Annotated in this window: 28 protein-coding genes and 1 tRNA gene; 15 read left to right on the plus strand and 14 right to left on the minus strand. The window is 42.5% G+C overall.

From position 1 onward, the window contains the following. Positions 1–218: 218 nt before the first annotated feature. Positions 219–1928, plus strand: coding sequence for a serine/threonine-protein kinase (locus tag MIC7126_RS0113800; RefSeq protein ID WP_017653749.1), 1710 nt, complete (start codon positions 219–221; stop codon positions 1926–1928). A 25-nt stretch (positions 1929–1953) separates the two neighbouring features. Here the strand turns inward: MIC7126_RS0113800 and MIC7126_RS0113805 are convergent, their stop codons facing one another. Continuing rightward, positions 1954–2253, minus strand: a complete 300-nt coding sequence (locus tag MIC7126_RS0113805; RefSeq protein ID WP_015128886.1) for a 30S ribosomal protein PSRP-3 — start codon at positions 2251–2253, stop codon at positions 1954–1956. A 429-nt stretch (positions 2254–2682) separates the two neighbouring features. Here MIC7126_RS0113805 and MIC7126_RS0113810 point away from each other — a divergent pair, with 429 nt between their 5' ends. The 3 genes from MIC7126_RS0113810 to MIC7126_RS0113820 are packed head-to-tail and all read left to right on the plus strand — an operon-like array spanning position 2683 to position 5455. Beyond that, positions 2683–3150 (plus strand): DUF29 domain-containing protein, encoded by a 468-nt coding sequence (locus MIC7126_RS0113810; protein WP_017653750.1) that lies wholly within the window; start codon positions 2683–2685, stop codon positions 3148–3150. Positions 3151–3207: 57 nt separating this feature from the next. Next, positions 3208–4008, plus strand: a complete 801-nt coding sequence (locus MIC7126_RS0113815) for a TIGR01548 family HAD-type hydrolase (protein WP_017653751.1) — start codon at positions 3208–3210, stop codon at positions 4006–4008. Between the two features lie 46 nt (positions 4009–4054). Further along, entirely contained in the window at positions 4055–5455 is a 1401-nt protein-coding gene (locus tag MIC7126_RS0113820) for a cytochrome P450 (protein ID WP_017653752.1), read from the plus strand. On the opposite strand, the gene MIC7126_RS0113825 is transcribed toward MIC7126_RS0113820, so the two are convergent. From MIC7126_RS0113825 to ruvB, 5 genes are all read right to left on the minus strand, one after another. Then, positions 5452–6723 (minus strand): glycosyltransferase, encoded by a 1272-nt coding sequence (locus MIC7126_RS0113825; RefSeq protein ID WP_017653753.1) that lies wholly within the window; start codon positions 6721–6723, stop codon positions 5452–5454. The two genes, MIC7126_RS0113820 and MIC7126_RS0113825, sit on opposite strands and share 4 nt — an antisense overlap. Positions 6724–6933: 210 nt before the next feature. Further along, positions 6934–7560: a Uma2 family endonuclease gene (locus MIC7126_RS0113830; RefSeq protein WP_026100246.1), complete on the minus strand. Its 627-nt coding sequence runs from the start codon at positions 7558–7560 to the stop codon at positions 6934–6936. A gap of 57 nt (positions 7561–7617) precedes the next feature. Next, complete coding sequence (locus MIC7126_RS0113835) at positions 7618–8424, minus strand: tetratricopeptide repeat protein (protein WP_026100247.1); 807 nt, start codon at positions 8422–8424, stop codon at positions 7618–7620. Further along, the gene (locus MIC7126_RS31955; protein ID WP_238553639.1) at positions 8421–8762 is read right to left on the minus strand and encodes a hypothetical protein; all 342 of its coding nucleotides are present in this window, start codon (positions 8760–8762) and stop codon (positions 8421–8423) included. Before MIC7126_RS31955 ends, MIC7126_RS0113835 begins: the two co-directional genes overlap by 4 nt. Positions 8763–8856: 94 nt before the next feature. Beyond that, entirely contained in the window at positions 8857–9957 is a 1101-nt protein-coding gene (gene ruvB, locus MIC7126_RS0113845; RefSeq protein ID WP_017653757.1) for a Holliday junction branch migration DNA helicase RuvB, read from the minus strand. A gap of 154 nt (positions 9958–10111) precedes the next feature. Here ruvB and hisF point away from each other — a divergent pair, with 154 nt between their 5' ends. The 4 genes from hisF (at position 10112) to MIC7126_RS0113865 (ending at position 12551) form a co-directional block, all read left to right on the plus strand. Continuing rightward, entirely contained in the window at positions 10112–10885 is a 774-nt protein-coding gene (gene hisF / locus MIC7126_RS0113850) for an imidazole glycerol phosphate synthase subunit HisF (protein ID WP_017653758.1), read from the plus strand. A 109-nt stretch (positions 10886–10994) separates the two neighbouring features. After that, positions 10995–11186, plus strand: coding sequence for a hypothetical protein (locus tag MIC7126_RS0113855; protein WP_015128896.1), 192 nt, complete (start codon positions 10995–10997; stop codon positions 11184–11186). Between the two features lie 93 nt (positions 11187–11279). After that, a tRNA-Ala gene (locus MIC7126_RS0113860) sits at positions 11280–11352 on the plus strand. Between the two features lie 134 nt (positions 11353–11486). Then, on the plus strand, positions 11487–12551 hold the full coding sequence (locus tag MIC7126_RS0113865) for an S-layer homology domain-containing protein (protein WP_017653759.1): 1065 nt from the start codon (positions 11487–11489) through the stop codon (positions 12549–12551). A 157-nt stretch (positions 12552–12708) separates the two neighbouring features. Here the strand turns inward: MIC7126_RS0113865 and MIC7126_RS0113870 are convergent, their stop codons facing one another. The 3 genes from MIC7126_RS0113870 to MIC7126_RS0113880 all read right to left on the minus strand — a co-directional run bounded on the left by MIC7126_RS0113870 (position 12709) and on the right by MIC7126_RS0113880 (position 15531). Next, positions 12709–13158: a CAAD domain-containing protein gene (locus tag MIC7126_RS0113870; RefSeq protein ID WP_017653760.1), complete on the minus strand. Its 450-nt coding sequence runs from the start codon at positions 13156–13158 to the stop codon at positions 12709–12711. 765 nt (positions 13159–13923) lie between these two features. Further along, positions 13924–14379 (minus strand): pentapeptide repeat-containing protein, encoded by a 456-nt coding sequence (locus MIC7126_RS0113875; RefSeq protein WP_026100248.1) that lies wholly within the window; start codon positions 14377–14379, stop codon positions 13924–13926. A gap of 288 nt (positions 14380–14667) precedes the next feature. After that, positions 14668–15531 (minus strand): alpha/beta fold hydrolase, encoded by an 864-nt coding sequence (locus tag MIC7126_RS0113880; protein WP_017653762.1) that lies wholly within the window; start codon positions 15529–15531, stop codon positions 14668–14670. A gap of 192 nt (positions 15532–15723) precedes the next feature. Between MIC7126_RS0113880 and MIC7126_RS0113885 the strand changes: the two genes are divergently transcribed. The 3 genes from MIC7126_RS0113885 to MIC7126_RS0113895 all read left to right on the plus strand — a co-directional run bounded on the left by MIC7126_RS0113885 (position 15724) and on the right by MIC7126_RS0113895 (position 18300). Beyond that, on the plus strand, positions 15724–16878 hold the full coding sequence (locus MIC7126_RS0113885) for a glycoside hydrolase family 10-like protein (protein WP_017653763.1): 1155 nt from the start codon (positions 15724–15726) through the stop codon (positions 16876–16878). A gap of 12 nt (positions 16879–16890) precedes the next feature. Next, positions 16891–17313 (plus strand): C6orf136 family protein, encoded by a 423-nt coding sequence (locus tag MIC7126_RS0113890; protein ID WP_017653764.1) that lies wholly within the window; start codon positions 16891–16893, stop codon positions 17311–17313. Positions 17314–17418: 105 nt separating this feature from the next. Next, a complete protein-coding gene (locus MIC7126_RS0113895; RefSeq protein WP_017653765.1) occupies positions 17419–18300 on the plus strand; it encodes a M48 family metallopeptidase in 882 nt (293 codons plus the stop codon). 211 nt (positions 18301–18511) lie between these two features. Here MIC7126_RS0113895 and MIC7126_RS0113900 read toward each other — a convergent pair whose 3' ends face one another. The 3 genes from MIC7126_RS0113900 to coaD form a co-directional block, all read right to left on the minus strand. Then, entirely contained in the window at positions 18512–19093 is a 582-nt protein-coding gene (locus MIC7126_RS0113900) for a DUF2087 domain-containing protein (RefSeq protein ID WP_017653766.1), read from the minus strand. A gap of 360 nt (positions 19094–19453) precedes the next feature. Beyond that, positions 19454–20146 (minus strand): ATP synthase subunit B family protein, encoded by a 693-nt coding sequence (locus MIC7126_RS0113905; protein ID WP_154655893.1) that lies wholly within the window; start codon positions 20144–20146, stop codon positions 19454–19456. Further along, complete coding sequence (gene coaD, locus MIC7126_RS0113910) at positions 20032–20607, minus strand: pantetheine-phosphate adenylyltransferase (RefSeq protein WP_026100250.1); 576 nt, start codon at positions 20605–20607, stop codon at positions 20032–20034. Before coaD ends, MIC7126_RS0113905 begins: the two co-directional genes overlap by 115 nt. Positions 20608–20874: 267 nt before the next feature. Here coaD and lgt point away from each other — a divergent pair, with 267 nt between their 5' ends. Further along, positions 20875–21750 (plus strand): prolipoprotein diacylglyceryl transferase, encoded by an 876-nt coding sequence (gene lgt, locus MIC7126_RS0113915; RefSeq protein WP_017653769.1) that lies wholly within the window; start codon positions 20875–20877, stop codon positions 21748–21750. On the opposite strand, the gene MIC7126_RS31270 is transcribed toward lgt, so the two are convergent. Then, positions 21681–22175, minus strand: a complete 495-nt coding sequence (locus tag MIC7126_RS31270; RefSeq protein WP_238553640.1) for a hypothetical protein — start codon at positions 22173–22175, stop codon at positions 21681–21683. The genes lgt and MIC7126_RS31270 overlap by 70 nt on opposite strands. A gap of 158 nt (positions 22176–22333) precedes the next feature. Here MIC7126_RS31270 and cobM point away from each other — a divergent pair, with 158 nt between their 5' ends. Then, the gene (cobM, locus tag MIC7126_RS0113925; protein WP_026100251.1) at positions 22334–23152 is read left to right on the plus strand and encodes a precorrin-4 C(11)-methyltransferase; all 819 of its coding nucleotides are present in this window, start codon (positions 22334–22336) and stop codon (positions 23150–23152) included. Positions 23153–23202: 50 nt separating this feature from the next. Here cobM and MIC7126_RS0113930 read toward each other — a convergent pair whose 3' ends face one another. Then, complete coding sequence (locus MIC7126_RS0113930) at positions 23203–24153, minus strand: RsmB/NOP family class I SAM-dependent RNA methyltransferase (protein ID WP_017653772.1); 951 nt, start codon at positions 24151–24153, stop codon at positions 23203–23205. Between the two features lie 214 nt (positions 24154–24367). Here MIC7126_RS0113930 and MIC7126_RS0113935 point away from each other — a divergent pair, with 214 nt between their 5' ends. Together MIC7126_RS0113935 and MIC7126_RS0113940 are read left to right on the plus strand one after the other, a co-directional pair. Next, positions 24368–25804 (plus strand): DUF2157 domain-containing protein, encoded by a 1437-nt coding sequence (locus tag MIC7126_RS0113935; RefSeq protein WP_017653773.1) that lies wholly within the window; start codon positions 24368–24370, stop codon positions 25802–25804. Between the two features lie 215 nt (positions 25805–26019). Beyond that, positions 26020–26772: a GDYXXLXY domain-containing protein gene (locus MIC7126_RS0113940; protein ID WP_017653774.1), complete on the plus strand. Its 753-nt coding sequence runs from the start codon at positions 26020–26022 to the stop codon at positions 26770–26772. Positions 26773–26819: the final 47 nt, after the last annotated feature.

A 26819-nucleotide genomic window follows, 5' to 3' on the forward strand; every position in this document is an offset into this window, starting at 1 on the left:
TGTCAGATTTGGTAGCTGGAGGATAAATTTTATTTTATCATTTCTGCAACAGGAAACAGGTTGAAAAATCTTTTGATGTTGGGATTTAATGATGAATTTGTGTCTGTTAATATCTGGCAATGGCTATACAGTAAACATAGACGAATATTTGAGCAAACAATAACTATTAAATTTGAGAAATTAAAATTTTGAATTTCTTACAAAATCGTTATCGAATAATGAAATTAATTGCGGAAGCAGGATGGTGCAAAACCTTTCTAGCTGTGGATGAAAGTCAGGTTCCACAAATTCCCTGTGTAGTTCAACAATTTGCAATTAAACACCAAAATTCAGAAGCCTTTACCCAAAAAATATATTGGCGAGAACTGCTAGACAAACATCCACAAATTCCCCTACTGCTGGCATATTTTCAAGATGATGATTATTTATATTTCGTGGAAGAGTTAATTTTTGGTTCTAATTTCTCGACTCTTTTAAGGGAGGAGGGAATATTTAGTGAAACTCAAATTTGGCAATTTTTAGAAAATGTTTTACCAGTGATTAAATTTATTCACGATCACCAAATTATTCACCGCGATATTCAACCGAAAAATCTCATCTACACGCCTGCATGTAAAAAGTTATTTTTAGTTAACTTTAATGCAGCTATACTCAATCATGAAATTCACCATTTAACAGAAGAAACTATTATTGGTAGTCCTGAATATATTGCGCCAGAACAAGCAAGAGGAAAAGCAGTTTTTGCTAGTGACCTTTATAGCTTGGGTGTAACTTGTATTCACCTACTGACGCAAATTCCCCCCTTTGATTTATTTGATATTGCTAATGATGCTTGGGTTTGGCAAGATTATTGTCGCCATCAAGTGAGCGATCGCTTGACAAAAATCCTTGATAAACTGCTACAACATGCCCTCAACCGTCGCTTTCAATCAGCGGATGAAGTTATGCAAGCTATGGGTATTACTGATAATTCTCCACCTCAACCGTTCCCCGCTCCACCAGCCCAACCTAAGTGGGAATGCATAGATACCTTCAGCAGCCATGCTGGTTTCGCCACGGGGATTAATTCCCTAGCTTTTAACCCTGATGGTGACATCTTAGCTAGCGGCGATGAGGACAAAATCGTCAGATTGTGGGATTTAAACAGCAAAAAAGTTCTTGCTAGCCTAGCAGGACATAGCCAAGCTGTGAAATCAGTAGCCTTTAGTCCCGACGGACAAATTTTAGCTACTGCTAGTGATGACAAAACCATAAAATTGTGGAATGTCAAGACATATCAACAAATCTTTACCTTAACGGGTCACTCCCGCGCCGTCAAATCAGTGGCTTTTAGTCCTGATGGGCAAATTCTCGCTAGCGGGAGTTGGGATAAAACCGTGAAAATTTGGGACGTCAGAACTGGTGAAGAAATTTGTCATCTGACTGGACACAAATTACAAGTTAGTTCAGTCGCATTTAGTTCTGATGGACGGCTGTTAGCTAGCGCTAGCTTGGATAGAACAATTCGCTTGTGGCAATTACCGCCAGGAGAATTGAAAAACCACCCAGATTGTACCTTGTTAGCGACCCTTGCGGGTCATAGCTGGGCGGTTTTGACAGTCGCTTTTAGTCTTGATGGCAAAATTTTAGCGACTGGTAGCGATGACAACACTGTGAAATTGTGGAAAGTGGACACTGGTGAAGTGCTGACCACACTCTCAGGTCACTCTTGGGCGGTTGTAGCAGTGGCTTTCGCTGCTGACGGAGAAACATTAATTAGTGGTAGCTGGGATCAGACAGTTAAACTTTGGCAGCTGAGTACAGCTACTGAAATTGCTACCTTTTCTGGTCATGAAGACTCCGTGTTTACCGTTGCTGTTAACCCTGTTGCACGACTGATTGCTAGCGGCAGCAGGGACAAGAGCATAAAATTATGGCAGCTTGTATAACAGCAGAGGCGTTAACGGATGGAAATCAAGCGCTACCTGTGAAGGCGACTTCGGGGAATTTTAACTGGGCTTCGGCCATCGGACGGTTTCTACCTTCCTCTTGCCAGTAGTTAATCACTTCTGTTGCTTTATTGAGCAACTCGACACGATCTAGGTCAGTAATCCAGTTTTTTGATTCTAGCTCTTTTTTTAGTTCTTCCCAGGCATCATTTCTGGGCCAAAAGAAGTACTTAGTCAATGGACTCGTACCTTTGCCGACAACTTGATCAACTGCGAGAGCGACGTTTTCGTCTAGCCAAAGAATTTTCAAAATGAACTTGGTCAATCACACCTCCGGGGAGTAACCGGGCATTATGTACAAAGTCAGCGATCGCTTATTCTAACCTATATACCTTACCAGATGAAGTCTGAAGTCTGAAGTCTGAAGTGTGAAAACAAGAAGCTTGTGTGATGGGCTTTTGGACAATTTGTCATGGGTACTTTATGTATCATTAGTGTCAACTTAACGTAAAACCTATAGCCCACAAGGAACTGAAGTTCCTTACTAATAACAGAAGTCATCGTCGGATTACTAAATATGCCAAAAATCTTGAGTCTACTTCAGTAGACTTTAGTTATTAGCCTTGGAATTCATTCCTAGGCGGTTGTGAAAGCCAAAAGATCAGCCATTTCTCGCTGAAGTACCAATGTTTATGTCTGCCGTGGTGTACTGGCATAAATTGCTGTAGATTTTAATTACGAATTATGAATTAGTATGGCTGCCCATTTGCCTCAATCACCAAACACATCTGCTTCACAGTTGTATGAGCAAGATTTTTACCTGTGGACACAAACAACTGTAGAACTCCTCAAGCAAGGAAGACTGACAGAACTGGATTTAGAGAATTTGATTGAAGAAATTGCCACGATGGGTAGGAGTGAGAAAAAAGCATTAAGAAGCAATCTAGAAGTGGTGTTAATGCATTTATTGAAATACAGTTATCAAGCAGAGAAACGCTCTGGTAGTTGGCGAGCCACAATTCGGGAGCACCGCAAGCGCCTCAGACAAGCTTTTGCAGAAAGTCCCAGCCTCAAACCATATTTCGAGGAAATTTTGAGTGAGTGTTATGCAGATGCTAGACTACTAGCTGCTGATGAAACTGAGTTGCAGTTGACTGCATTCCCTGAAAAATCACCATTCACGCCAGAGCAAGTTCTTGATGCTGATTTTTTGCCAGAGTAGAGACAGGAAATTTCCCGCTTCGACAATCTGTAATTCTTTTGATGCCCCATAGCCGATATGATAAAAGCGATCGCAATTTTTGATATTGATGGTGTCATCCGTGATGTGAGTGGTTCTTATCGGCGAGCACTAGCAGATACTGTAGAGCATTTTACGAACCTAGCCTATCGCCCCACATCCCTAGAAATTGATCAATTGAAATCTGAAGGGACTTGGAATAACGATTGGGAAGCTTCGCAAGAGTTAATTTATCGCTACTTTCAAACTCAAGGACAGTCCCGCGAACAATTGCAATTAGAATATCAGACGATTGTCGCCTTTTTTCAATCCCGTTACCGAGGAACTGATCCTGAAAATTGGAACGGTTATATTTGCGATGAACCTTTATTATTACAGCCTAGCTATTTAGAGCAACTTACGCAAGGTGCGATCGCTTGGGGATTTTTCAGCGGTGCGACTCGTGGTTCCGCTACCTACGTTTTGGAAAACCGCCTTGGCTTAAAGTCTCCCGTCTTAGTGGCGATGGAAGATGCACCGGGTAAACCAGACCCCACCGGGCTTTTTGCTACCCTGAATCTGTTAGAAAATACTATTGACAATAATGCGCTAATAGTATATATCGGAGATACAGTAGCAGACATGTACACCGTCGAGAAAGCGCGCAGCTTGAAGCCAGACAGGAGATGGATTGGCGTTGGGGTGTTACCGCCCCATGTCCAGGAAACTGCAGTGCGGCGTGATGCTTACACACAGACGCTTTTAACAGCGGGAGCAGCGGTAGTTTTGAATAATGTGCAAGAATTAACCCCAGCCCAGATTGAGGAATTGTCAAAGCGATCGCCTGAATCAATGTTCTAGAATCTGAGGTGTGGATCAATGGCTGAATGATCGGGAGATAAATCAAATGGCTGCTTTTAAACTGCCTGACGGGCCACAAACTCACCCTTGGCTACAGACTTACCAATGGTTAACTAGTCCTTTAGAATACATGGAAACCTGTGCACAGCGCTACGGTGATATCTTCACTTTGCGAATTGGCCCAGTTTTTACGCCTCAAGTTTTCGTTAGCAATCCCCAAGCGATTCAGCAAATTTTTACCACTGACCCTAAGTATTTAGATTCTGGAGCGCCAGCTGGTATTGATGCGCCCTTATTGGGAAAGCAATCACTACTCGCCTTGGAGGGAAAGCCTCATCAGCGACAACGCAAGCTATTGACACCTCCATTACATGGTGAACGAATGCTGGCTTATGGTCAGTTAATCCGCGATATTACTGAACAAGTAATTACTAAATGGCAAGTTGGCGAACCTTTTAAAGTCTTATCTTCCATGCAAGAAATCTCCTTCGAGGTGATTTTAAAAGCTGTATTTGGCTTGGAAGATGGAGCGCGTTATGAACAACTCAAGGAACTGCTGATTAAAATTCTCAATCCACAGCAACCTTTAGCTTCAGCAATGATGCTGCTCTTCCCACCATTGCGACGAGATTTAGGACTTTGGAGTCCTTGGGGTAGATTCCTAAATTTAAGACAGCAAATTGACGAACTCATCTATGCTGAGATTCAAGAACGCAGAGAGCAACTAGATGCATCTCGGACTGATATTTTATCCTTGATGATGGCAACTCTTGATGAACAAGGAGAGCCGATGACAGATGTCGAGTTGCGTGATGAGTTGATTACTCTGTTAGTGGCTGGTCATGAGACTACTGCAACTTCCCTAGCATGGGCTTTATACTGGGTTCACCATCAGCCAGAAGTACGTGAGCAACTGCTGCAAGAGTTGGATGCATTGGGTGAAAATCCTGACCCTAACGCCATTTTTAAAACACCCTATTTAAACGCTGTTTGCTGTGAAACACTGCGCCTGTATCCAGTGGCGATGTTGGTCTTAAGTCGTTTGGTGAAATCGCCATTAGAAATTATGGGCTACGAGTTATCACCGGGAACTTTGGTGATTCCCTGTGTTTATTTGACTCATCATCGAGAAGATTTATATCCTAACTCGAAGCACTTTCGGCCAGAACGGTTTCTGGAACGGCAATTTACGACTTCTGAATTTTTGCCCTTTGGTGGCGGTAATCGTCGCTGTATTGGCATGGCTTTTGCGCTGTTTGAGATGAAACTGGTGTTGGCGACGGTGCTGTCTCGTTGGGAAATGCAAGTAGCTGAGGACAAACCTGTACAACCAGCACGCAAGGGTGCATTATTGGGGCCGAAGGGCGGTATACAGATGGTGGTGACTGGAAAACGTGACCAAAATCAGCAACTTTTACCAGCGAGTTCTAGTCCAGTAAGTTTCTAAGCCAGCACAGGCTGTCTTGTAGACACAGCCTGTTCCACAATATCAGCAGCGCGACTTACCCCACCGGCTCGTTGAATCGCCGCTTGTAACCTCAGTGCATTCTGTTTGTAACCATCTTCTATCAACACCTTTTGTATCGCATCTCGCAACTTGGGAACACTGAGACGCTTCAGAGGAACTATTTCACCAGCACCAGTCCAAACTATACGCGCTGCTACTCCTGGTTGGTCATTGATGATGGGAATAGCCACTATTGGTACACCGTTGCTCAAAGATTCTAAAGTGGTATTCAAACCTGCGTGGGTGATGGTTAAAGTAGCTTTTTGCAGTAATTCTAATTGGGGCGCGTAACCAACAACTATCGGATTTCCTGGTAAATTTGGCAAAACCTCTGGACTAGCAGAACCACCCAAAGAAATTACTAACTGAGCATCCAAACCGTTACAAGCTTCTGCAATACTCTTGAAAACTGGCAATAGGCGATTTAGTATGGTTCCCATTGAGGCATAAATTAAAGGTTTCCCCGTTAACTTTTCAAAGGGGAAAGATATCGGCTTTCTGGTAGTTGCGTTGTGGTAAGGCCCGGTGAAATGGAAACATTTCGGTAAATTCTCTCTGGGAAATTCCAACTCAGCAGGCTGTTGACTAATTTGAGCGAGTTGGGAATATCTATCATTGGGGTTTGAATGGGGGGATAAGTTCCACTTTCGGCGATATTCGTTGATTACTTCTGTGACTGGTTGTCCAGCGCGACTTAGTAATGAGTAACCAAATCGATTGCGTAGCCGTGCCAAAGTACTAGGGCTATAGTTCCAAGGTGTGTTAAAAGGTGGAATATTGATATCCCTATTCAGTACTACTGCACTACATACTGTAACGAAGGGAATGCCAAGAAATTCTGCTACGCTTCCTCCCTCTGGAGAAATTTGGTCTACTAACAGCGCTTCTATACCTGCTTCTTTAATTGCTTGTGGGGCTTCCTGAAGGAATATTGTAGCTATGCTTCGTATCCAAGCGATCGTATGTCGCAATGCAGCTAATCCGCTGAGTTGTCCTAACTCAGTAAAAAATTGTGTCATTCCTCCCTGAGGAAATTCAGACTTACCTATGGCTCGAAATTCTATTCCTGCTGCTAGTGTACTTGGTTGAGCATCAAGTATCCCCACTAGGGTGACGCGATGACCGCGCTGTTGCAGTTCTTTCCCTAAAGGCAACATTGTATTAAGGTGGCCGGTTGTTGCGGGACAAATGAGTCCAAAATGAGTCATGGTAAATTCACTTAGTTCTGAAAACAAAACTAAGGCAAAAATACCCCTGCAGTAAATCTCTCTCTTGGGGAGTTGAAAAAATTATCTAAAAGTGCATTCACTTGACGAATTGAGACTAAACGTTCGTAGTCAGCACTTTAGTGCTTTCATATTCGAGGACTAAAGTCCTCACTACGAAATAACATCCGTCATAACTAATGCGACAGACCACTAGTTTAATACAGCGCCAATTTGCAAAATTTGTTCAGCATTCAAGTTTAATTCTGGGAAAGCGGGTGAGATGAGGCGATCGCCACCCAGGAACTGCTGCACTTGGTATTCTCCCTCAACTAAGGAATACACTGAGATGGTTGGTTGTTTGGGATTACCGATAAACCGTCTACCGCCCAAAGCTGCATAATCTACTATCCAGTATTCTTTTATCCCTACTGCTTCATAGTCAGCGGCTTTTTTTAAATAATCATCTCTCCAGTTAGTACTAACCACTTCAATTACTAAAGGAATTGATTCACCTTGGCTAACAGTGGATTCTTTTTTCCAAAGTGGTTCATTGACTAAATGAGGACGATTTAATATCAAGACATCAGGTGAATAAGCTGATTCACCTGACAATGGTTTGATAAACGCTGTTTTGGGAATAAAGTAAGGTAATTTTAAGCGTTTATATTCTGTAACTATTTCTCCAATTAAAAATCCCACAATTTCCTCATGGTCGCCTGTTGGTGGAGCCATTTTAACAATTACTCCGTCGTGTAGTTCATAGCGTTGTGGCGAATTTTCTGGATAGGATTCGATAAATTCGGCGAATGTTACTAGTTTATGTAAGGCTTGCATCACAATTTATCACTCCCATTGGTCGTTTGATGACGGGTTGGAAAAATTCTCTAAATGCACTTACTGAAGTTTCAAGAATTTATCTAAAGCTGTGACTAAACTAGGCGGCCAGCGGCGGATATTTGCTACCCAGTCGAGGTCTTTGTAACGGTTATCTAATCCGTAGGCTCCGACCCAGTTGCTTTCGGCTTCCCCTTTTTGTCCACCTACCCAGTATGCAGCAGTGAGGGCGGCGCGGACATCAGCAAAGTTGGGATATTTGCGGACGATGTTTCGCATTTCGCGGATGGCTTTGTCAGTTTTGCCGGTTTCGTAGAGAGCAACTGCGTAATTGGCGCGAGCAAAGGCAAAATTAGGAGCGATCGCAAAGGATTTCTGATAATCTATGATGGCTTCATCCCATTTTCCTAATCCGGCTTTAGCGTTGCCGCGATTGTTATAAGCCATGGCATCATTGGGATCTAATTCTAGAACATAATTATAATCAGCGATCGCATCTTCCCATTTTCCTAAACCCTCTAAGGCTGTACCCCGATTCAAATAAGGGTCGGTAACATTCGGCGCTAGTTCAATCGCTTTGTTGTAATCTGTCAGCGCTGCTTGTAACTTGTTCTGACTTACCCGCGAATTTCCTCGATTACTCCACGCCCCAGCATTCGTGGGAAACTGTTCAATAATTTGTGTCCAGTAGCCTTCCGCTGTCGCAAAATCACCTTCATTTGTCGCCGCAAAAGCTTTATTCGCCCACTCATTTCCTTGTTGTAACTGTTCTTGAGTCAAGCTAGGTGCTGCTGATAGCGCCACAACTGGCTTACCCCAACCAAATACAAGTAACAAACTCAGGAGAATACTAATTAATTTCATCATTGGATTTGTAGGAGGAGTGTGGGAGGGGTGGGGAGGTGGGGGGGTGGGGAGGTGGGGGGATGGGGAGGTGTGGGAGGTGTGGGGGGTGTGGGAAGCTTTGGGTTTTGAGCAGGATGTTTTGAGTTCTGAAATCCAAGTTTCAGGCTCAAAGGCTGACGCTTGAGGCTCAAAGGCTGACGCTTGAGGCTCAAAGGCTCAAGCTTCAGGCTCAAAGGCTGACACTTGAGGCTCAAAGGCTCAAGCTTGAGGCTCAAAGGCTGACGCTTCAGGTTCAGAAGCTCAAGCTTCAGGTTCAAAGGCTCAAGCTTCAGGCTCAAAGGCTGACACTTGAGGTTCAAAGGCTCAAGCTTCAGGTTCAGAAGCTCAATCTTTAATCCCCATCACCCCATCACCCCATCACCCCACCTCCCCATCACCCATTCCCCATTTTGACTACAACAAAGATAGCTGCTCATTGGGCTGATGGAAACCCAAATGTTTATATGCTGCTTTTGTCGCTACTCTACCACGGGGAGTCCGGCTTAAATAACCAATCTGCATTAAATAAGGCTCGTAAACTTCCTCAATAGTTTGGGTATCTTCTCCTGTAGCTGCGGCGACTGTTTCTAATCCCACTGGCCCGCCGTTGAATTGTTCAATAATTACACTCAACATTTTGCGGTCTGTCCAATCTAAACCGCATGGGTCTACTTGAAATAGTTGCAATGCTTCTGCTGCGACGCTTTGGTTAATTTCTTTGGCTGATTTTACTTCAGCATAATCACGTACTCTTTTTAGTAGCCTATTGGCTATCCGTGGTGTGCCTCGCGCCCGGCGCGCAATTTCTGCAGCGCCATCTACAGCTAGGGGGGTTTGCAGTAATTGGGCGGTGCGGAGGACAATTTGACTCAATTCGTCTTCTTCATAGAATCGCAGTTTTTGGACTAAACCAAAGCGATCGCGCAGTGGTGAAGTGAGAGCGCCGACGCGAGTTGTCGCGCCCACTAAGGTAAATTTGCACAGTGGTAAACTGCGGATGCGGGCGCTGGAGCCTTTACCGACGGTTATATCTAAGCGATAGTCTTCCATCGCTGGATAAAGTATCTCTTCTGTCATCCGTGAGAGGCGATGAATTTCATCGACAAATAGCACATCCCCTGGTTTCAAATTCACCAGTAGCCCGACAATATCCCTGGGACGTTCTAGCGCCGGTGCACTGGTAATTTTGTAATTGACTCCCATTTCTGATGCTAAAATCATCGCCATTGTCGTTTTGCCTAATCCTGGCGGCCCATACAACAACAGGTGATCCAGCACTTCATTCCGAGATTTGGCGGCTTTGATGGCAATATCTAGCACATCTTTTAAGTCTTTTTGGCCGATGTAATCAGCAAATCTGTGTGGTCGAATGCTTTCTTCCTGCTTACCTTGTTCATCACTACCTACTGCAGGTTGCAAAAGGTCATTGCTGGGTGAGGATTTTACGGACTCTCGTTGTTGTTTCGGTTCACCGTGAGAGTCTTGGGTCTGTTTTTTCGAGGAGATAATCGCCATAATTCAGCTATCAACCGTGACTTGAGGACTGTATCAGCGCCATCTTGGCCGCAGAGATTCGAGTAATTATGCTGAGAGAAATTTTCTTTGGGAAATACACACACCAATTTAAAATTTAAATTCCGGACAATTACCCACAAAAGCAAAATTTATTATGTTGTCTAAAAGAATTTTACCTTGCTTAGATGTGAAGGCGGGACGGGTCGTCAAAGGAGTTAACTTTGTTAATCTCCAGGATGCAGGTGATCCGGTAGAACTGGCTCAGGTTTATAACGCAGCTGGTGCGGATGAGTTAGTGTTTCTGGATATTACAGCAACTCATGAAGACCGCGATACAATAATTGACGTGGTGTACCGCACAGCCGAGCAGGTCTTTATTCCGTTGACTGTGGGTGGCGGGATTCAAACCTTAGAAAATGTTAAAGGTTTGTTACGGGCTGGAGCTGACAAGGTTAGCATTAATTCTGCGGCAGTCCGCGACCCAGACTTGATTAATCGGGCAAGCGATCGCTTTGGTAATCAGTGCATCGTTGTTGCTATTGATGCTAGACGCAGAGTTGACCCTATTAATCCAGGTTGGGATGTGTATGTGAGGGGCGGTAGAGAAAATACGGGCAAAGACGCTTTAGTGTGGGCAAAAGAGGTGGAAAAGCGCGGCGCTGGTGAATTGCTGGTCACAAGTATGGATGCTGACGGTACTCAAGCCGGTTATGACTTAGGTTTAACAAAATCCATTGCTGATGCAGTGCAAATTCCAGTGATCGCTTCCGGTGGTGCGGGAAATTGTGAGCACATCTACGCCGCACTAACTCAAGGGAAAGCGGAAGCGGCGTTATTGGCGTCCCAGTTACATTACGGCCATTTGAGTGTGGCGCAAATTAAAAACTATCTGCGCGATCGCTCTATACCTGTGAGAATTTTTCCCTAATTCCCACTTGTTTAGTATTTTTCAATCATTCACATCCATCTTTAGTAAGAGACACATGTCCCAAACAATGTTAATCTTAATAAAGAAGTATTAATAAATATTAAGAAATATGTTGATACCTATTTTATTATTTGATGTGGCGTTGGTGGCTTGGTCGCTGCACCTAATGGAAAAAGCCTTTGAGCACAAAGAGTTTTCGCTGATGCTGGCTGGAACCTTAGTTGCGCTGGCAGCTGCCGCCATGTTGGTGGTCTACTTCCTGATGGGGCACTGTATGAGTTATTTGTTACAAGTATCTTAATCAAAACTGGCGCATCCGCAACAGCAGTTTATATTCTGTAACATTAACTTGACAAACTACTAAAATTGAGGCAAACTCGATAATGCACTATAAGGGGTTATAGCTCAGTTGGTAGAGCGCTGCAATGGCATTGCAGAGGTCAGCGGTTCGAACCCGCTTAGCTCCATCTTGAATATAAAAAGAAAAAACATGTCGCCGGCGTAAATCCTCAGATTTGTACCAAAAACCTATGGTGTAAAAGAATGTTTTATGGCTTAATTTTGGTTAGACACAAACCTTACTAACACCAGGGTCAACACGATGACAAATACACCCCCACCAGATCCAGAGTCATCTTCAACTACTGCCCTTGGCTTCGACGAGTTTATCGCCATTCTGGTTGCCTTGGCGACAATTGGCACAATTTTATTTTGGTCTTTTTCTCGGCGGGATGCGGGCGGGAATTTTAGCCTTTTCCCCTCACCTTCGCCAGTTTCATCGCCCAGCACTCAACTTAATCCAGCGTCTACTGTTCTCCCCACAGTAGAACCAAACGCAGGTTCCAACCTCAACACCATACCTGCAGATGAGCCAGAGGTGACACCGATTACCCCTCCGACTACGACTCAAGAGGTAAATCCAGCGGTAGTCGCACCGCTAACCAATACAGATACTATAGATTCACCAGCGGAGTTAGCACCCCTACCCCCCCTACCCCCGGTTGACAGTACGATACAAAAGCCATTGTCTTTAGTCACACCGACTAAGAACAAGTCAACATTTCCACCACCAATCGCATTTGATGACGTACCCAAAGATTTTTGGGGACAGCGGTTTATTAATGTGCTGTCTGCTCGTAACATTATTAAAGGCTTTCCCGATTATTCTTTTAGACCAAATCAGCCAGTCAGTCGCGCCGAATTCGCAGCCATACTACAACAAGCGTTTGACAAAAAACTGCCTAAAAATGCGATCGCTTTTAAAGATATTGAACCTAAATTTTGGGCAACACCGGCAATTAACCACGCCATCAGCACCGGATTTCTCAAGGGCTACCCCGATAGTACCTTTAAACCAGACCAAAAAATTCAGCGAGTACAAGTATTAGTAGCTTTGGTAACTGGCTTGAATTTGAAAGCATCGGCGCCCTCAAATCAAGCGCTCAATATCTATAAAGACGCCAAAGATATTCCCAAATACGCCGCTGACAAAATAGCGATCGCCACAGCTAATAATCTCGTAGTCAACTACCCCGATTTGAAAGTTTTTGCACCCACCAAAGAAGCCACTCGTGCGGAGGTAGCAGCTATGATTCATCAAGCTTTGGTGAAAACAGGACAATTAGACCCCATCTCATCTCAAAATATTGTCCGTTTATCTCCTTAAATTTGAGTGGGAATTCAAAAGAAAAATCCGAGGGCTAGCTGTTAGCCCTCGGCTCTGCGATTGTGAATTATAAGGCTTTGTAGAGATATGAAATGAAATTTTCCATCTCTACACCAAAAATAGAAGGTTTGGGACTTTAATTCACATTAAACGTCGATTAAGATTCTGTAGTTTGTTTACCGACAACTTGTGATTTGAGAGTTGTAATTTCGTGAGTCAACTCTTGTCTAGTTGAAGCTTTGAGTAAATAGCGATAAACAAACCAAGCAGAGTAACCAATACCAATCAACTCAAAAGTAGGCGCTACTAGAGGAATATCGTTTAAAGCATCTAATATTGCCAAGATTACTTTAACTGCGACAATCGCCCCTATAATTAAACCAACGGAGATCAGAGGTTGTTTGTACTGATTAAAGAAGCTGCCCAGATATTCGGGCAGTGTTCCTAGAAAACCAGAGACTTGTTCACCGTATTTTAACCATTGCTCTTGAGACTGCGCGGCAGGCTGGAGCTTAGTTATTGTTCCCGTTTGGTTGTTGATATCTGGCACTGTTGTATCTGGAGATGTGGTTTGTGTGAATTCCGATTCTGGCATTTTCGCTCCCATTGAATTGTGACAGTTGAGTTCGTCTAATCTGGACAATTACAACCAAAAGGCTGTTGATTAAGCGATGCGTCAAAGCATCAGCGCAACTGAGTTTCCGGTACAAAAGGGTTTTAGTGTCCTATCACCATAATTGCCCCTTAACCACTACTTCATCAACTACAAGGTAGAAAGTGAGTAGGAGGATAGAAGTCAGAAGACGGCAAGAGGTTTAAAAATCTGCTTTCTGAGTTCTGTTTTTTAAATCAACTGGAATCCTCAGCTCGCTATTATCCCATGCCGTGTCAATTGCCCATCGCACTCATTTAAAGTACAAATCAAGCAAAAGTCAGTCCATCTCTCCTTTATACAAGCCTAAGCCCTGATTTTATCTGAATATTAAAGCTATCTTAAGCCGCCTTTGTCAATTAAATTAACGCCATCGATTCTAATCGTTAATCAAAGTTTTTCTGTAGTTTATTAATCTTGACAATATACTTGTTTTGTGCAGTGCAGGATTGAATTAAAATCAGGGCAAGAGTGGTTCTGATTTCTGTATCCTAGAAACTAGAGAGACGTTGCATTGCAACGTCTCTACTGGATTGAAAAAGTCGATTGATTCGAGTGTTGGGTCTTATCCTGCGACCCAACCGACAAAATCTACTACGTCGCAGCGCAAAGGTTATAGTACAAGTTTCTTGATTTGAGACTTTATACTCGATACTTCAGCCTTTTTGCACCAGCCCCTGTTTTGTGGGTAATTGATGTACACGGTTCGCGTCATCAAACCTAATCCCAATCTGGAATTTGAGCATCTTCACCACCAACGCCGATTCCGGTGTGAAAGATTTCCGCATCAGTAATGGTGAGATTATTCATTGATGCTTTATACACATTAGAATCGTAAATTTTCGCACGGGTTAAGTTGGCGTTATTGAGATTTGCTTGCTTTAAATTCACATTGGTGATGTAAGCTGCAGTTAAGTTAGCGCCTGCTAAATTTGCACCAGTTAAATCGGCGCCTTCGAGGTTAGCTTGAGAGAGGTTGGCTTTTTGAAGATTTGCTCCTCTCAAGTCTGCGCCAATTAGATGAGCGTTGCTGAGGTTAGCGCCTGATAAATTGCATTTGATGCATTCCCCAGTTTCCAACAGCTTTTGTAAATCTTGCGGATTCTCAGCTTGTACTGAGTTAATAAAGAATAGGGGAGTAGCCAAGGCAAGTGCTGCTAATAGCTTGAATTTCATAACATTTACCCCTCTGTAATCAAGTTGCATCCGTTCTTTTCCTCACTGTTTAGATTATCTCACTTGGTTGCTGGCAGATGCTGATTGGGCGCACAGACCCGTGGTGATTTGAAACAGTAGTGGTGGTGATGTCAGGAGTAGTATTGTGGCTGGTTTTAGGATATCGATTGCTGCTCAATTCTACCTATTTACCACCTGGAAACTACTATTAAATCTTATTAAAGTTTTTTGTGTTTGGCATGAATTGTGTCATGGAAATTTCAGATATGCTTCATCACGCTTGATGTTTTAAATTCCCAAAAAGTCCCGCATATATTGATTAACTAATTCTGGTTGTTCTTGCTGTACCCAATGGCTACAGTTGGGGATGTATTTGATCTGAAAATCTTGGACATAAGCTTGTGTATTGTAGGTGAGTTCCTTACCAAGAGCCGTATCATTTTCACCCCAAATCATGAGTGTTGGTACTGTTAAAATTCCCCTGTTTTCATGCAAAAAACCTTGTTGAAAAATGTTGCGGTAATAATTGAGCATCGCTGTGAGAGCACCGGGTTTGGCTGCAGCTTCTTGATAAGCTGTAATATCAGTTGGTGTGAAAGCTGTTTTATCAATTGCCATACCTTGAAAAATATTAGCAATGGCTTGATAGTTAAAAGATTGAATGAATAATTCTGGTAGCCAAGGTATTTGAAAAAAGAAGATATAAGCACTACGTAGCAATTGTTGGGGAGTGCGTAAGCCTTCGGCAAACTTAGCGGGATGAGGTAAATTGAGTATAATTAACTTTTCCACCATCTGGGGATATTCGTATGCGAAATTCCAAGCGATCGCACCTCCCCAATCATGCCCAACTAAGATACATTTTTCATATCCTAAACCCTGAATTACTCCTTGAATATCTTTGACAAATTCAGACATCACATAAGCTGATTGCGCTTGTGGTTTCTCACTGTCGTTATAACCACGCAAATCAAGGGCTACAACTTGAAAATATTTAGCAAACTCTGGTATTTGGTGACGCCATGAATACCAAAACTCAGGAAATCCATGCAGCATCAACATTAAAGAACCCGTTCCTTGGGTGACATAGTGCAGTTGGACGCCGTTGCTGGTGATATATTCATGTGTCCAAGAACGTTCAATCACAGGCATAAGCTGCTTGATTCCATTTAGTTTACTAACTATCATCAGTATGGATTGTGGACGAAACTGCAAGCTGAGACATCTGTTAAAAGACAGGTTGCGATCGCAATTTTTACTCAACAGAGATATGCTTTTTGGATAATTTGTGCAGCGGTTACGATACAGTATCCTCAGTCAAGAGCAGAAATAAATTATTCGCACATGAGTTTGATAGAAACACGAGGTGTCTGGCTAACAAACACAGATAGTAAGGTTTTCAAATCACAGCAGCGTATTGCTGAAGCGATGGATTTCCTGGCTGAGACAGGGTTTAACGTAGTGTTTCCTGTGGTTTGGAATCAAGGGATGACTCTGTATCCTAGTCAAAGGATGCTACGGACTGTCGGTGTAGAAATTAATCCCGCCTTTGTGAATCGAGATCCTTTAGCAGAAATAGTCACAGAAGCGCGACGGGTGGGGTTAAAAGTAATTCCCTGGTTTGAATATGGTTTCGCCAGTTCTTACAACTCAAATGGGGGTCTGCTGTTGCAGACTAAGCCCGAATGGGCAGCCCGCGATCGCAATGGTAAGCTATTAAAGAAAAATGGTTTTGAGTGGTTGAACGCTCTTGATTCCCAAGTGCAAGAATTCTTACTAGACTTGGTGATGGAAGTTGTGCAAAATTATGATGTTGATGGTATCCAAGGTGATGATCGCTTTCCAGCCTTACCCTGTGAAGGCGGTTACGATGAGCAGACTGTCGCACTTTATCGCTACCATTTTGGTCACAATCCCCCACAAAATCCCAAACATCAGCAATGGTTACAATGGCGTGCTGATATGCTCACGGCATTTTTAACACGTGTTTATCTAAAAGTAAAAACGGTGAATTCCCATTTACTAGTTTCAATGTCTCCTAATATTTATGATTGGGGGTTTAAGGAATATTTGCAAGACTCAGCTACTTGGTTGCGTAAGGGAATTGTGGATATGATTCATCCACAAATTTATCGTCGTGACTTCATCAGCTATAAGTGTCTTGTTAATCAATTAGTCGCTGAACAATTTACAGATGCAACATTAGCAAAATTAGCGCCGGGAATTTTAATTAAATTGGGTGCTTACTCGATTAATTTTAAACACTTGTTGCAAATCATCGAATGCAACCGTGAGCTAGGTATTAAAGGAGAGGTATGCTTTTTTTATGAAGGTTTACGAGCCAATAATCATGCTTTAGCTCAAGTTTTAAGAAACGGCCCTTATGCCAAATATGCATCATTTCCTACTGTTGCTGATTTGAGTAGTATTAGCTTAAGCAATAAAAAATCAGTTGCACTTTGGCCCAGGATTAAGAGATTGCTGATAAATTTATTTTAGCAGTGAGGGTGTATGCCAGATCAATTGCAGGTAGCCGAGGTAATTCAAGTCCTCAAAGATGATTTACCGACTCTTTTTCAAAAAGATATATCCTATGATATTTATACAAAAAATATTTATTTTCAAGACCCGGTAAACAAATTTAAATATAAGTTTAATTATCGGATTATATTTTGGACATTAAGATTTCACGCTCGGTTGTTTTTCACAGAAATTTATTTTGATTTGCATGAAGTCGAGCAATCTGCAACGGATACCATTTTAGCTAAGTGGACAGTGCGGGGGGTGTTGCGTGTTCCTTGGAAAGCAAAAATATTTTTTAATGGCTATTCAACTTATAAATTTAATTCAGATGGTTTAATATACGAACATATCGACACTTGGGATAGAAAGCCGGGAGAAATTCTCAAGCAGTTTTGGCAAGTTGGTTATTAATGATTGGTTATTTGGTGTTTGTGTGCAAAACCGAATTAATGATAAGTTAAAGTTTAATCAGTTCAATTAGCTGATGATTCGGAAATAACTGATTCTTCTTCAATGATGACAAAAAAAGTATTAGTCGGTTTAAAAATCGCCAGCTACCAGCATCCTTTTGATCAAAAAGCTTTAACTTCTCTCAATAAAATGCCGGGTCTACCTTTATTGATGAAAAAAGTCAATGAGTATGGTGTTGATCGTTTATTGAGAATGCAAGTTGTTGGTGGTGAATTTAAGGTGACGCCGCGCAATTTTCCTAAATTGCATGATGCGTTTTTAGAAACTTGTAAAATTCTTGATTTCGCTCCAGAACCGGAATTATATCTGTTTCGAGGTATGGGGAATATTCAAACTTATGCGGTGGGTGCTCAAAAGCCCATAGTTGGTGTGAATTTAGAAGCTATGGAATGGTATACCCCTGATGAGTTGCTGTTTGCTTTGGGTCATGAAGTGGCTCGGATTAAGGGTGGATATATACTCTACCAACAAATTGCTAATGTCATGCCGTTGTTAAAAAATATTATTAGCAGCACTACCTTGGGCTTGGGAGGGTTGGCAACTAGTGGAATAGAGATGGCTCTTTATAACTGGATTATTATGTCTAGATTTACGAGCGATCGCGCTGGTTTGCTAGCGTGTCAAGATGTGAATGTGGCTATCACTGCACTGATGAAGCTGGCAGGCTTACCGGGTGATTATTTGAATACAGATACAATAGCAGATTTTCAAGCCCAAGCTCGTGAATTTACTAATCTTAACCTTGATAGTTTAGACCAAATAACTAAGATATTTAGCTTCATGGAATATCAATTTCCTTGGGCGGTGATGCGGGCTGCAGAATTATTAAAGTGGGTTGATTCGGGAGAGTATGAGCAGCTCATACAAGCTGAAAATTTACCACAACCTGAAAATACAACAGATTGGAATTTTATGTCTTCTTGGTAGTTGGTTATTTTTGATTCATCTTGTTATTAGAGATGTTTAAAAAAAAGGGTTAGGGGTTAGGGAATATGAAGAGGGGGAGGAGGGGGAAGTGTGGGAGGTGTGGGGGGTGTGGGAAGATCGAAAGCGTGAGCATAAATTATTTTTCACCCCATCACCCCATCACCCCATCACCCCACACTCCCCACACTCCCCACCTCCCCACCCTTGACGATTACATCGGCGTTATCCGCCAATATACGCCATTCTCTCGTTGCATTAACTGGTGACTAATTAACTCCCGTCGCAAGGTGGCGCAGTCGGGATGGTAACATTTGAGAGTTTCGTTGACTGTTCGTTCTGGATAATTAATTCCGACTTCAAATTTTCCGACTAACCATTTAAGAATAACTAAGCGTTTTTTGCGGCTGGCTGGAATATCTTTGAGGCGTTGTGTTCCCTCGCTGTTAGTCTCTAAGTAGTTTTTGAGAACTTTGTTTTCCCAGGCTTCTGTATCGATGTTTTCAATTAAAGAGGCCATTTTTTGTGGTGTGAATACATCTTTACTAATGGCTTGCAAAGCTTGACTGTCTAACTGATAAAAGCGGCTATTACCTTCTGGGCGCATAGTCACTAAGTTCAGTTCTTTGAGTTTTGCGAGATGATGGGATACTGTCGGTTCTTTGAGTTGCAAGAGAATTGCCAATTCTTCAACACTACACTCCTGATTCGCCAGAATACCCACAATCTTCAATCGGCTCTCGTCAGCCAAGGCTTTAAAAAATTGTAGCAGTGTTTGAAATTGTTCTGTTTTCATAGTTTGTGATGTGTAATTCGATTCCGCTCTAATTAGAAGGAAATCAAATTAGCTCTCAGTCTGCCTTTGAAGTAGCAGAGGTTTTGTTTTTGCTAATTGTAAATTATTGTAAATTTTGCGATTTATTTCGCAAAGTATTGAGATTTCTTAAGTAGTTCTTTATATTTAGACATCTTCTGGGAGGAATGAGGCCAGAAAAATTGTAGAGACGAAGCAAAAGCAACGTCTCTACATGGTTTGCAACCTGTATTTGATTTCAACAAAAACCGCTATGTATCTTTTTAAATTAGATTAAATTTCCAGAAAAAGCGTTAAAATACCCTTTTATTACCGTAAATCAGTCATTTAAAGGATTTTAGCTTATTTCTTCTTGAATGATGAGGTATTTTGCCTGGGTGGGAGGTCAGCGCGCAGTTGTTGTCTACCGTTGATAATGATACGCAAAATATCTTTGAGATCATGCTCAATACCTTCTAAGACGCTATCTGCATATTCATCGGCACCATCTTCTATTTCTTCAGCTTGAGCGATCGCACTTTGGCGTAATTCTTCCAATTCTTGCATACAGGCTAGCCGTTTGCGGTCAATTTCTGCAAGAGTTTCCTGCATCATCGCATCACACTCTTGTTGCACTTGTCGCCGGATTTGTTCGGCTTCTCGCTCTGCCTGTTTGATAATATCGCTTTCTGCTAGAATTTGTGCCCTTTTTGCTTGAGCTGATTCCACCACTTGCTGTCCATACTCTTCGGCTTCGAGAAGAATTTCTTCTTTGTGTGCCAAAAGCAGACTGGCGTCTTGTAGCAATGACGGTAAAGAAAGCCGAATAAAGTCCAGATGCTCTAGCAGCTTTTCTTCATCTACTAAAGTGCGTCCCGTCAAAGGAATTCTCAAACTAGAGAGAATAATTTCCTCCAACCGATTTAGTTCCTGTTGTAGGTCTAGGCTTCCTGCTGACGCAGGATTTCCACCGGAGAATCCATCGGGATACTCCGGTGGGGGGGGATTGTTTCCGCTGTGATTTGGCTCGACACTAGAGACTTGTGGTTGTAGCATTGGTATATTTGTAGGGCAATGTGTGAGGGCACGAGATGATCAACAGAACCACCAAACCTTGCAATCTCTTTTACCACACTACTACTTAAAAAACTATACTCATTTGAAGTAGCTAAAAAAACTGTTTCTATTTGAGTGGAAATAGTTTTATTAGTGTGAGCCATTTGTAATTCGATTTCAAAGTCGGAAACTGCTCTCAAGCCCCGCAACAAAACTTGTGCTTGTCGCATTTGAGCATAATTTACTGTCAATCCATCAAAGCTGTCTGCTTCGACATTTGGCAAATGTCGGGTAGATAAGCGAATCTGTTCGAGTCGCTGCTGCACACTAAACAGTGGTGTTTTGTGAGGATTCCGCAACACAGCCACAATCACCTGCTCAAATAGCCGACTACCGCGTTGAATAATGTCAAGGTGTCCCAAAGTAATCGGGTCAAAGCTTCCAGGATAAATAGCAATCACAATTTTAGATACATGCAACTGATGTAAGCGATTATATCTAAACCTGCTTTTCGGAAATAGGGGGAGTTTCAGGAATGTGGAGGTTTCCTCATTGAGTGCAAGTGACGCCGTGGAGCAATAGAATATGTTTTGCGGAGCAAAAAAACTGCCTAGCCTACGGCAAGCGGAGGAAGCGTCTACATCCTTGATCTTTCTTCGGTCAACAATAGTAACGTTTCTACCTCATGCCCATTCCCTATTGATAGTACAGTTATCTAGGTATTTTGTATGGTACTGGATCTTTCAACTTTGCCTTTGGCATTTCAATTCACTTCTCCAGGGCCGATTTTGAGGACAATCGGGCCAATAACTATCCGCTGGTATGGCTTGTTAATTGCTGCTGCTGTATTAATTGGTGTTAGCCTTTCTCGGTACTTAGCAAAGCGTCGCCAAGTTGACCCAGAGTTGCTGAGTGATTTGTCAATTTGGCTAGTGATTGGGGCAATTCCTGCGGCACGGTTGTATTATGTTTTATTTCAGTGGCCAGAATATGCCCAGCACCCAGACCGGATTATTAAAATTTGGCAAGGAGGAATTGCTATTCATGGAGCAATTATCGGGGGACTGATAGCGGCGTTAATCTTTGCCAAAGTCAAGCAAGTTCCTTTTTGGCAATTAGCGGATTTAGTAGCTCCTGCGTTGATTTTAGGGCAAGCGATCGGACGTTGGGGAAATTTTTTCAACTCTGAAGCTTTTGGTAGTCCTACCAATTTACCTTGGAAGCTGTTTATTCCACCGGAACGCCGTCCGCCGGAGTTGGCTAGTTTTGAATACTTCCATCCCACTTTTTTGTATGAATCTGTGTGGAATTTATTAGTATTTGCGCTGTTACTGTTCTTATTTTTTCGAGGGTTACAGGGAAAGCCACGCCTGAAAGTAGGTTCGCTGTTTTTGGTTTATTTAGCAACTTACAGCTTAGGGCGCCTGTGGATAGAAGGTTTGCGTACTGATAGCTTGATGCTAGGGCCGCTACGGATAGCGCAAGTTGTGAGTTTAACGGGAATTATTTTAGGATTAGCCGGTTTGGCTTGGCTTTACTCGGCTAAACGCCCTTTACCAGATGTTGTTTCCACACCCAAGGGTGGGAGTGGGGGGGTGGGGTGATGGGGTGATGGGGTGATGGGGGGATGGGGAGTGTGGGGAGTGTGGGGAGTGTGGGGAGTGTGGGAAGTGTGGGGAAGCTTTGGGTTCTGAAATTTAAGCTTGAGGCTCAAAGGCTCGCACTTGAGGTTCAAAGGCTCGCACTTGAGGCTCAAAGGCTGACACTTGAGGTTCAAAGGCTCACGCTTCAGGCTCAAAGGCTCACGCTTCAGGCTCAAAGGCTCACGCTTCAGGCTCAAAGGCTGACACTTGAGGCTCAAAGGCTCACGCTTCAGGTTCAAAGGCTCACGCTTCAGGCTCAAAGGCTCACGCTTCAGGCTCAAAGGCTCACACTTCAGGCTCAAAGGCTCACACTTTAATCTCCACACTCCCCACCTCCCCACCTCCCCACCTCCCAAACTTCCCCCTCTTCCATGCCTTATTCTCAATTACAAATGCCCAAAAATAAAAAATGCCCCAGAATACTTTCTAGGGCTTAACCAGGGTGCATCTACCAATCACCTCTACTAGAAAAAGCGGGTCTGTCCGGAAAGACACTGAGAAAATAACAAAATATTTTTTCTAAAGAATTGTTCTGTGTTCTATTATGCGTGAATCTACAGGTAATCTATGTTATGGAAAATCAATGCTGGTTGTGGATCCGGGTGTGTATATTGTGGGAGCAGGGCCGGGAGATCCAGATTTACTAACGGTTAAAGCGCAGAAGCTTTTGGCTGTGGGCGATGTAATTTTATTTGCTGATTCTTTAGTACCTGAGCAGATTCTTGATGTGTGTCGAAAAGATGCGGAAATTATTCGGACTGCGAATCAGACTTTAGAGGAGATTGTAGCTGTGATGGTGGAAAAAGTGCGATCGCACAAATCGGTGATTCGTCTCCATTCAGGTGATCCGAGTCTCTACAGCGCTATCCACGAGCAAATGCAGTTGTTAGCTGAGGCGGAAATTCCTTTCGAGGTGATACCTGGAATCAGTGCTTTTCAAGCTGCAGCGGCTAAATTAAAGGTGGAGTTGACTATTCCTGGTTTAGTCCAGACTATCATTCTCACGCGCATCAGCGGTCGCACAACAGTTCCAGTCAGTGAAGAGTTAGCCGCTCTCGCAGCCCATCAAGCTAGTCTTTGCTTGTATTTGAGTGCGCGTCATGTGGAAGATGCTCAAGCTAAGTTATTAGCGCATTACCCAGAAGACACCAAGGTGGCGATTTGCTTCCGCTTGGGCTGGAATGATGAAAAAATTCGTGTGGTTCCCCTTCATCAAATGGCGGAATGCACTCATCAAGAGCAGATAATACGTACCACACTTTATGTTATTAGTCCAGCACTTTCGTCAACCAAAGGGCGATCGCGTTTATATCATCCTGAACACAGTCATTTGTTTCGTTCCTCGCATCATGAGAAAGGATGAATTATGAAGGATGAAGTATGAAGTATGAAGTATGAAGTATGAATTATGAATTATGAAGAGTGAATTATGAGTGGGTGTAAGGTGTCTAAATCTATTGGTTTTGCTTCGCCTATAGCGGTGTTTTGAAATAGAACTGTAAATGCACCAGCGCCTAATTTGTCTTGAGGAAATAAGCGATAGCAGGGAATAGTTGTTAAATGGGATTGATAGGGTTGTAAATGATGAATTGGCACGGCTTGAAACTGGGGAAATTTTGCCAAAAACCATTCACAAACCTGCTCGTTTTCTTCAGTTGAATAGGTGCAAGTCATATAGGCAAGATAACCTTGTGGTTTGACAATTTGTGCAGAGTTGGCAATAATTCTTTTTTGTCTATTGGCGCATTTGTTAATATTAGTTGGATGAAAACAGCCTTCGGCTTTATCACCTTTAGCTAATAAAGATTGCCCAGAACAAGGAGCATCTACTAATACTAAATCGCTAGATAAAGGTATAGTTTCAGCAAAGAAACTCGAATCTTTATTAACTACAATTGCGGGATGAATACCGCAGCGTTTCAGATTAGAAATTAACATCCCTAAACGTTTCCCAATCACTTCGTTACTAATTAGTAAATCTGGTTTGAGCGCTTTCCAAGCAAAAACACTTTTACCTCCTGGGGAAGCACACATATCAAAAACTACATCAATTGATTGAGGAATTGTCAGCAAAATAGACGCCGCAAATACAGAAGAAAAATCTAAACAATAATAATATCCTTGTTCATGTAGGGGATGTTTACCGGGTTTTTCTCCCTGGTATAAACGGTCAATAAAATGTGGTTGCCAAAATGTTGGTGCTTCCACTGAAAATGGTGCAATTTCTGGTTTTTCCTGACACCAAAGAATACAGGGTGAGAATGGTTGAGGATGAATTAAAGCCTCAATAAATTTTTCTTGTTGTTCAGAGTTATTAAACAAACGCCGAGAGAGTTTCAGTAATAGATTTGAGGGTTTATTCATGTGACGGTGAAACTGTTACATAAGAACAATACTATGAAGTTGCTTGACTCCATACTGAAGGAGATAGGGGAGAGGGGTTAGGGAAGAGGGGATAGGGGAATTTTGCGCTTGATTGTGAATATATGCGTACCTACCCTGATTTGTCACCTATAGCTGGCTTTTTTGTCAACACCAAAGGTGTAAATCAACTAAATAAATAGCATGGGAGAGGGTGATGATTTTAGATAATTTTCAGCGAAAAATACGCCAAGAAGCGCAACTTTGGCGTGATGAAGGCATAATTAGTGCTTCACAGTACCAACAATTAGCAGACCGTTATCAATTCAATAATTTAGAAAATGCTGCGCGCGAACGTTCTGGGATGATGGTAATTGGTATTGGTGGAATACTTTTAGTTTTAGGTGTGGCTATTTTTGTTGCTGCTAATTGGTTGGAGTGGTCACGGGAGGTCAAGTTTATTTTGATGATGAGTTTGTTTCTCTCTACTACTATTGTGGGTTTTTTCACTTGGAGAGAACCGGCGTTGCGGAAAGCGGAGGGGAAGAAACCGCAACGAAGTAAACGCATTATGGGAGAAGCATTACTGTTTTTAGGTGCTTTAATTTTGGGTGCAAATATACTGTTGATGGCGCAAGTTTTCAATATTGGTGGTTCTAGCACGGAATTGTTTTTGGCTTGGGGGTTTGGTGTTTTGGTGATGGCTTATAGTCTTTCCTTAACATCTTTGGGAATTTTGGCTATTGTCTTGATTCAAATTGGTTATTGGACGGGATTAGGGGACTGGTGGTACACTTCCAATGAATGGACATGGGCTAAGTTAGCCGTGCGACATATGCCTTTGGTTTCATGGTTGCTGTTTGTACCTCTGGCTTATTTTTGTCGTTCGCGGATAATTTTTGGTTTAGCAGTTTTTTGTTTTGTGACATCTTTGCAATTCAATCTTAATCCTCTACAACTGCTGACTTATTCTGATATTGCGCCTTGGGTGGCTTCTTTTGCTTTTGCGCTTCCACCTGCGTTGTTATGGAGTTACGATGACTTGTTGTATCCGACAATTAATTACAGGTTGTTTAAACCGTTGGCGCGGAATTTAGCGCTGGTATGTTTCGGTGTGGCTTTTTATATTCTATCGTTTCGTTGGCAATGGCAATTTCCCGATGGTGGTTATTTTCCGCCAACAACTAATAGTAATATCCTCCGGACTTTACCAATAATTGATGTGGGGATTCTCAGTGGTTTAGCTGTGTTGCAATGGTCTAATTTTCAGCGCTATAAAAATAACTCTCCGCGCAAAGAAGTAGTTTTTAAAACTGCTTTGATTATCGCTTTTATTGCTATTACTGCTTTGGTTCCTTTTTGGCATCAAGCGGTGGCGCGAGTTGGTGAATTGGGGATTTTTGTTTTTAATGTACTGTTAGCAACTTTATCTTGGGGGCTAATTCAAGAAGGATTGAAGTTGAATGATAGACGTTCTTTTTGGGGCGGGATGCTGTTGTTGACGTTGCAAATTATTAGTAGGGTGTTGGAGTATGATACTGATTTGTTATTTAGGGCGTTGGTTTTTGCTACCTGCGGTACTTGTTTAATTAGCGCTGGACTTTGGTTTGAACGTCGTCAATCTGGTGGTTCTAGTTCTGCAGCTAAGAAGTAATATCAAGACTGGTTTTAGTTTTGGGGAATTGGTATAAGTTAGCGAGGAAACAATTCTTGATTTTTGGCTGATGATATCTTGTGGACTTAATTTGTTATCATCGTAGTCTCTGTGGATTCTGAATATTTTCTTCTTTAGTTAATCTCTGCGTCAGTCCTAATTTTGTGTGTTTGATAGAAGACTTCATACTTCAGTTGCTGTTTAGGACTACGCTCATGAAAAGTAATTCCTCTGAATCGAATAAATCCAGTGAATCAAATAAGTCTAATGAAGCTGGTAAATCTAATCAGTCTTTGTCTCCGGAAGCAGAGTTTTCAGAGAAGCTGACTTTTAAAGATTATTTAATTGCGACTGAACAAAAGGCGAATCAGCCTCTCCCTATTTGGCGACTTGTGGTTCCGCTGTTGTTTCAGGCGGGAATTATTATGGCTGTACCCACTCAAGCTGTTTATACCGACGTTGCGGGTAGGACGGTAATTCTGCAGAGTGTGGTTGATGCTAATGATGTGGCTCGTGGTGATTCGCTGAATTTGGATTATAACATATCTCGTGTGTCAACTTTACGCAGGTTGCCTGGTTGGGAGGAGTTGCTTAGACAAAATCGGGGACGCAATAGACAGTTGGCGCAAGGAACGATTTTGTATGTGGTTTTACAGGAACAATTATCTTTTAATCGTGGTGTTCCTAGGGCTTGGCGGTTGGTGAGGGTGAGTGGTAGACGTCCTACTAATCTTCCTAGTAATCAGGTGGCGCTCAAAGGTGTGTATCGTGATGGCTCTGTCAATTATGGTGTGGAAACATACTATATTCCAGATGAGCAACGCCAGCAAATTAGTAATGATATTTCCCGTGGTGCGGAACGCCGGGGTAATCAAAGACAACCGATAACGGTGAAAGTGAAAGTTGACCCCCAGGGTAACGCTGTACCAATTAGTTTATGGGTGCGCGATCGCAATTATCAATTTTAGTTCAGCGATGAGAAATTAGGGGCTAGAAATCAGGGGTTTGGGGCTAG

Origin of the sequence: Fortiea contorta PCC 7126, from assembly GCF_000332295.1 — a bacterium.
Classification (GTDB): domain Bacteria; phylum Cyanobacteriota; class Cyanobacteriia; order Cyanobacteriales; family Nostocaceae; genus Fortiea; species Fortiea contorta.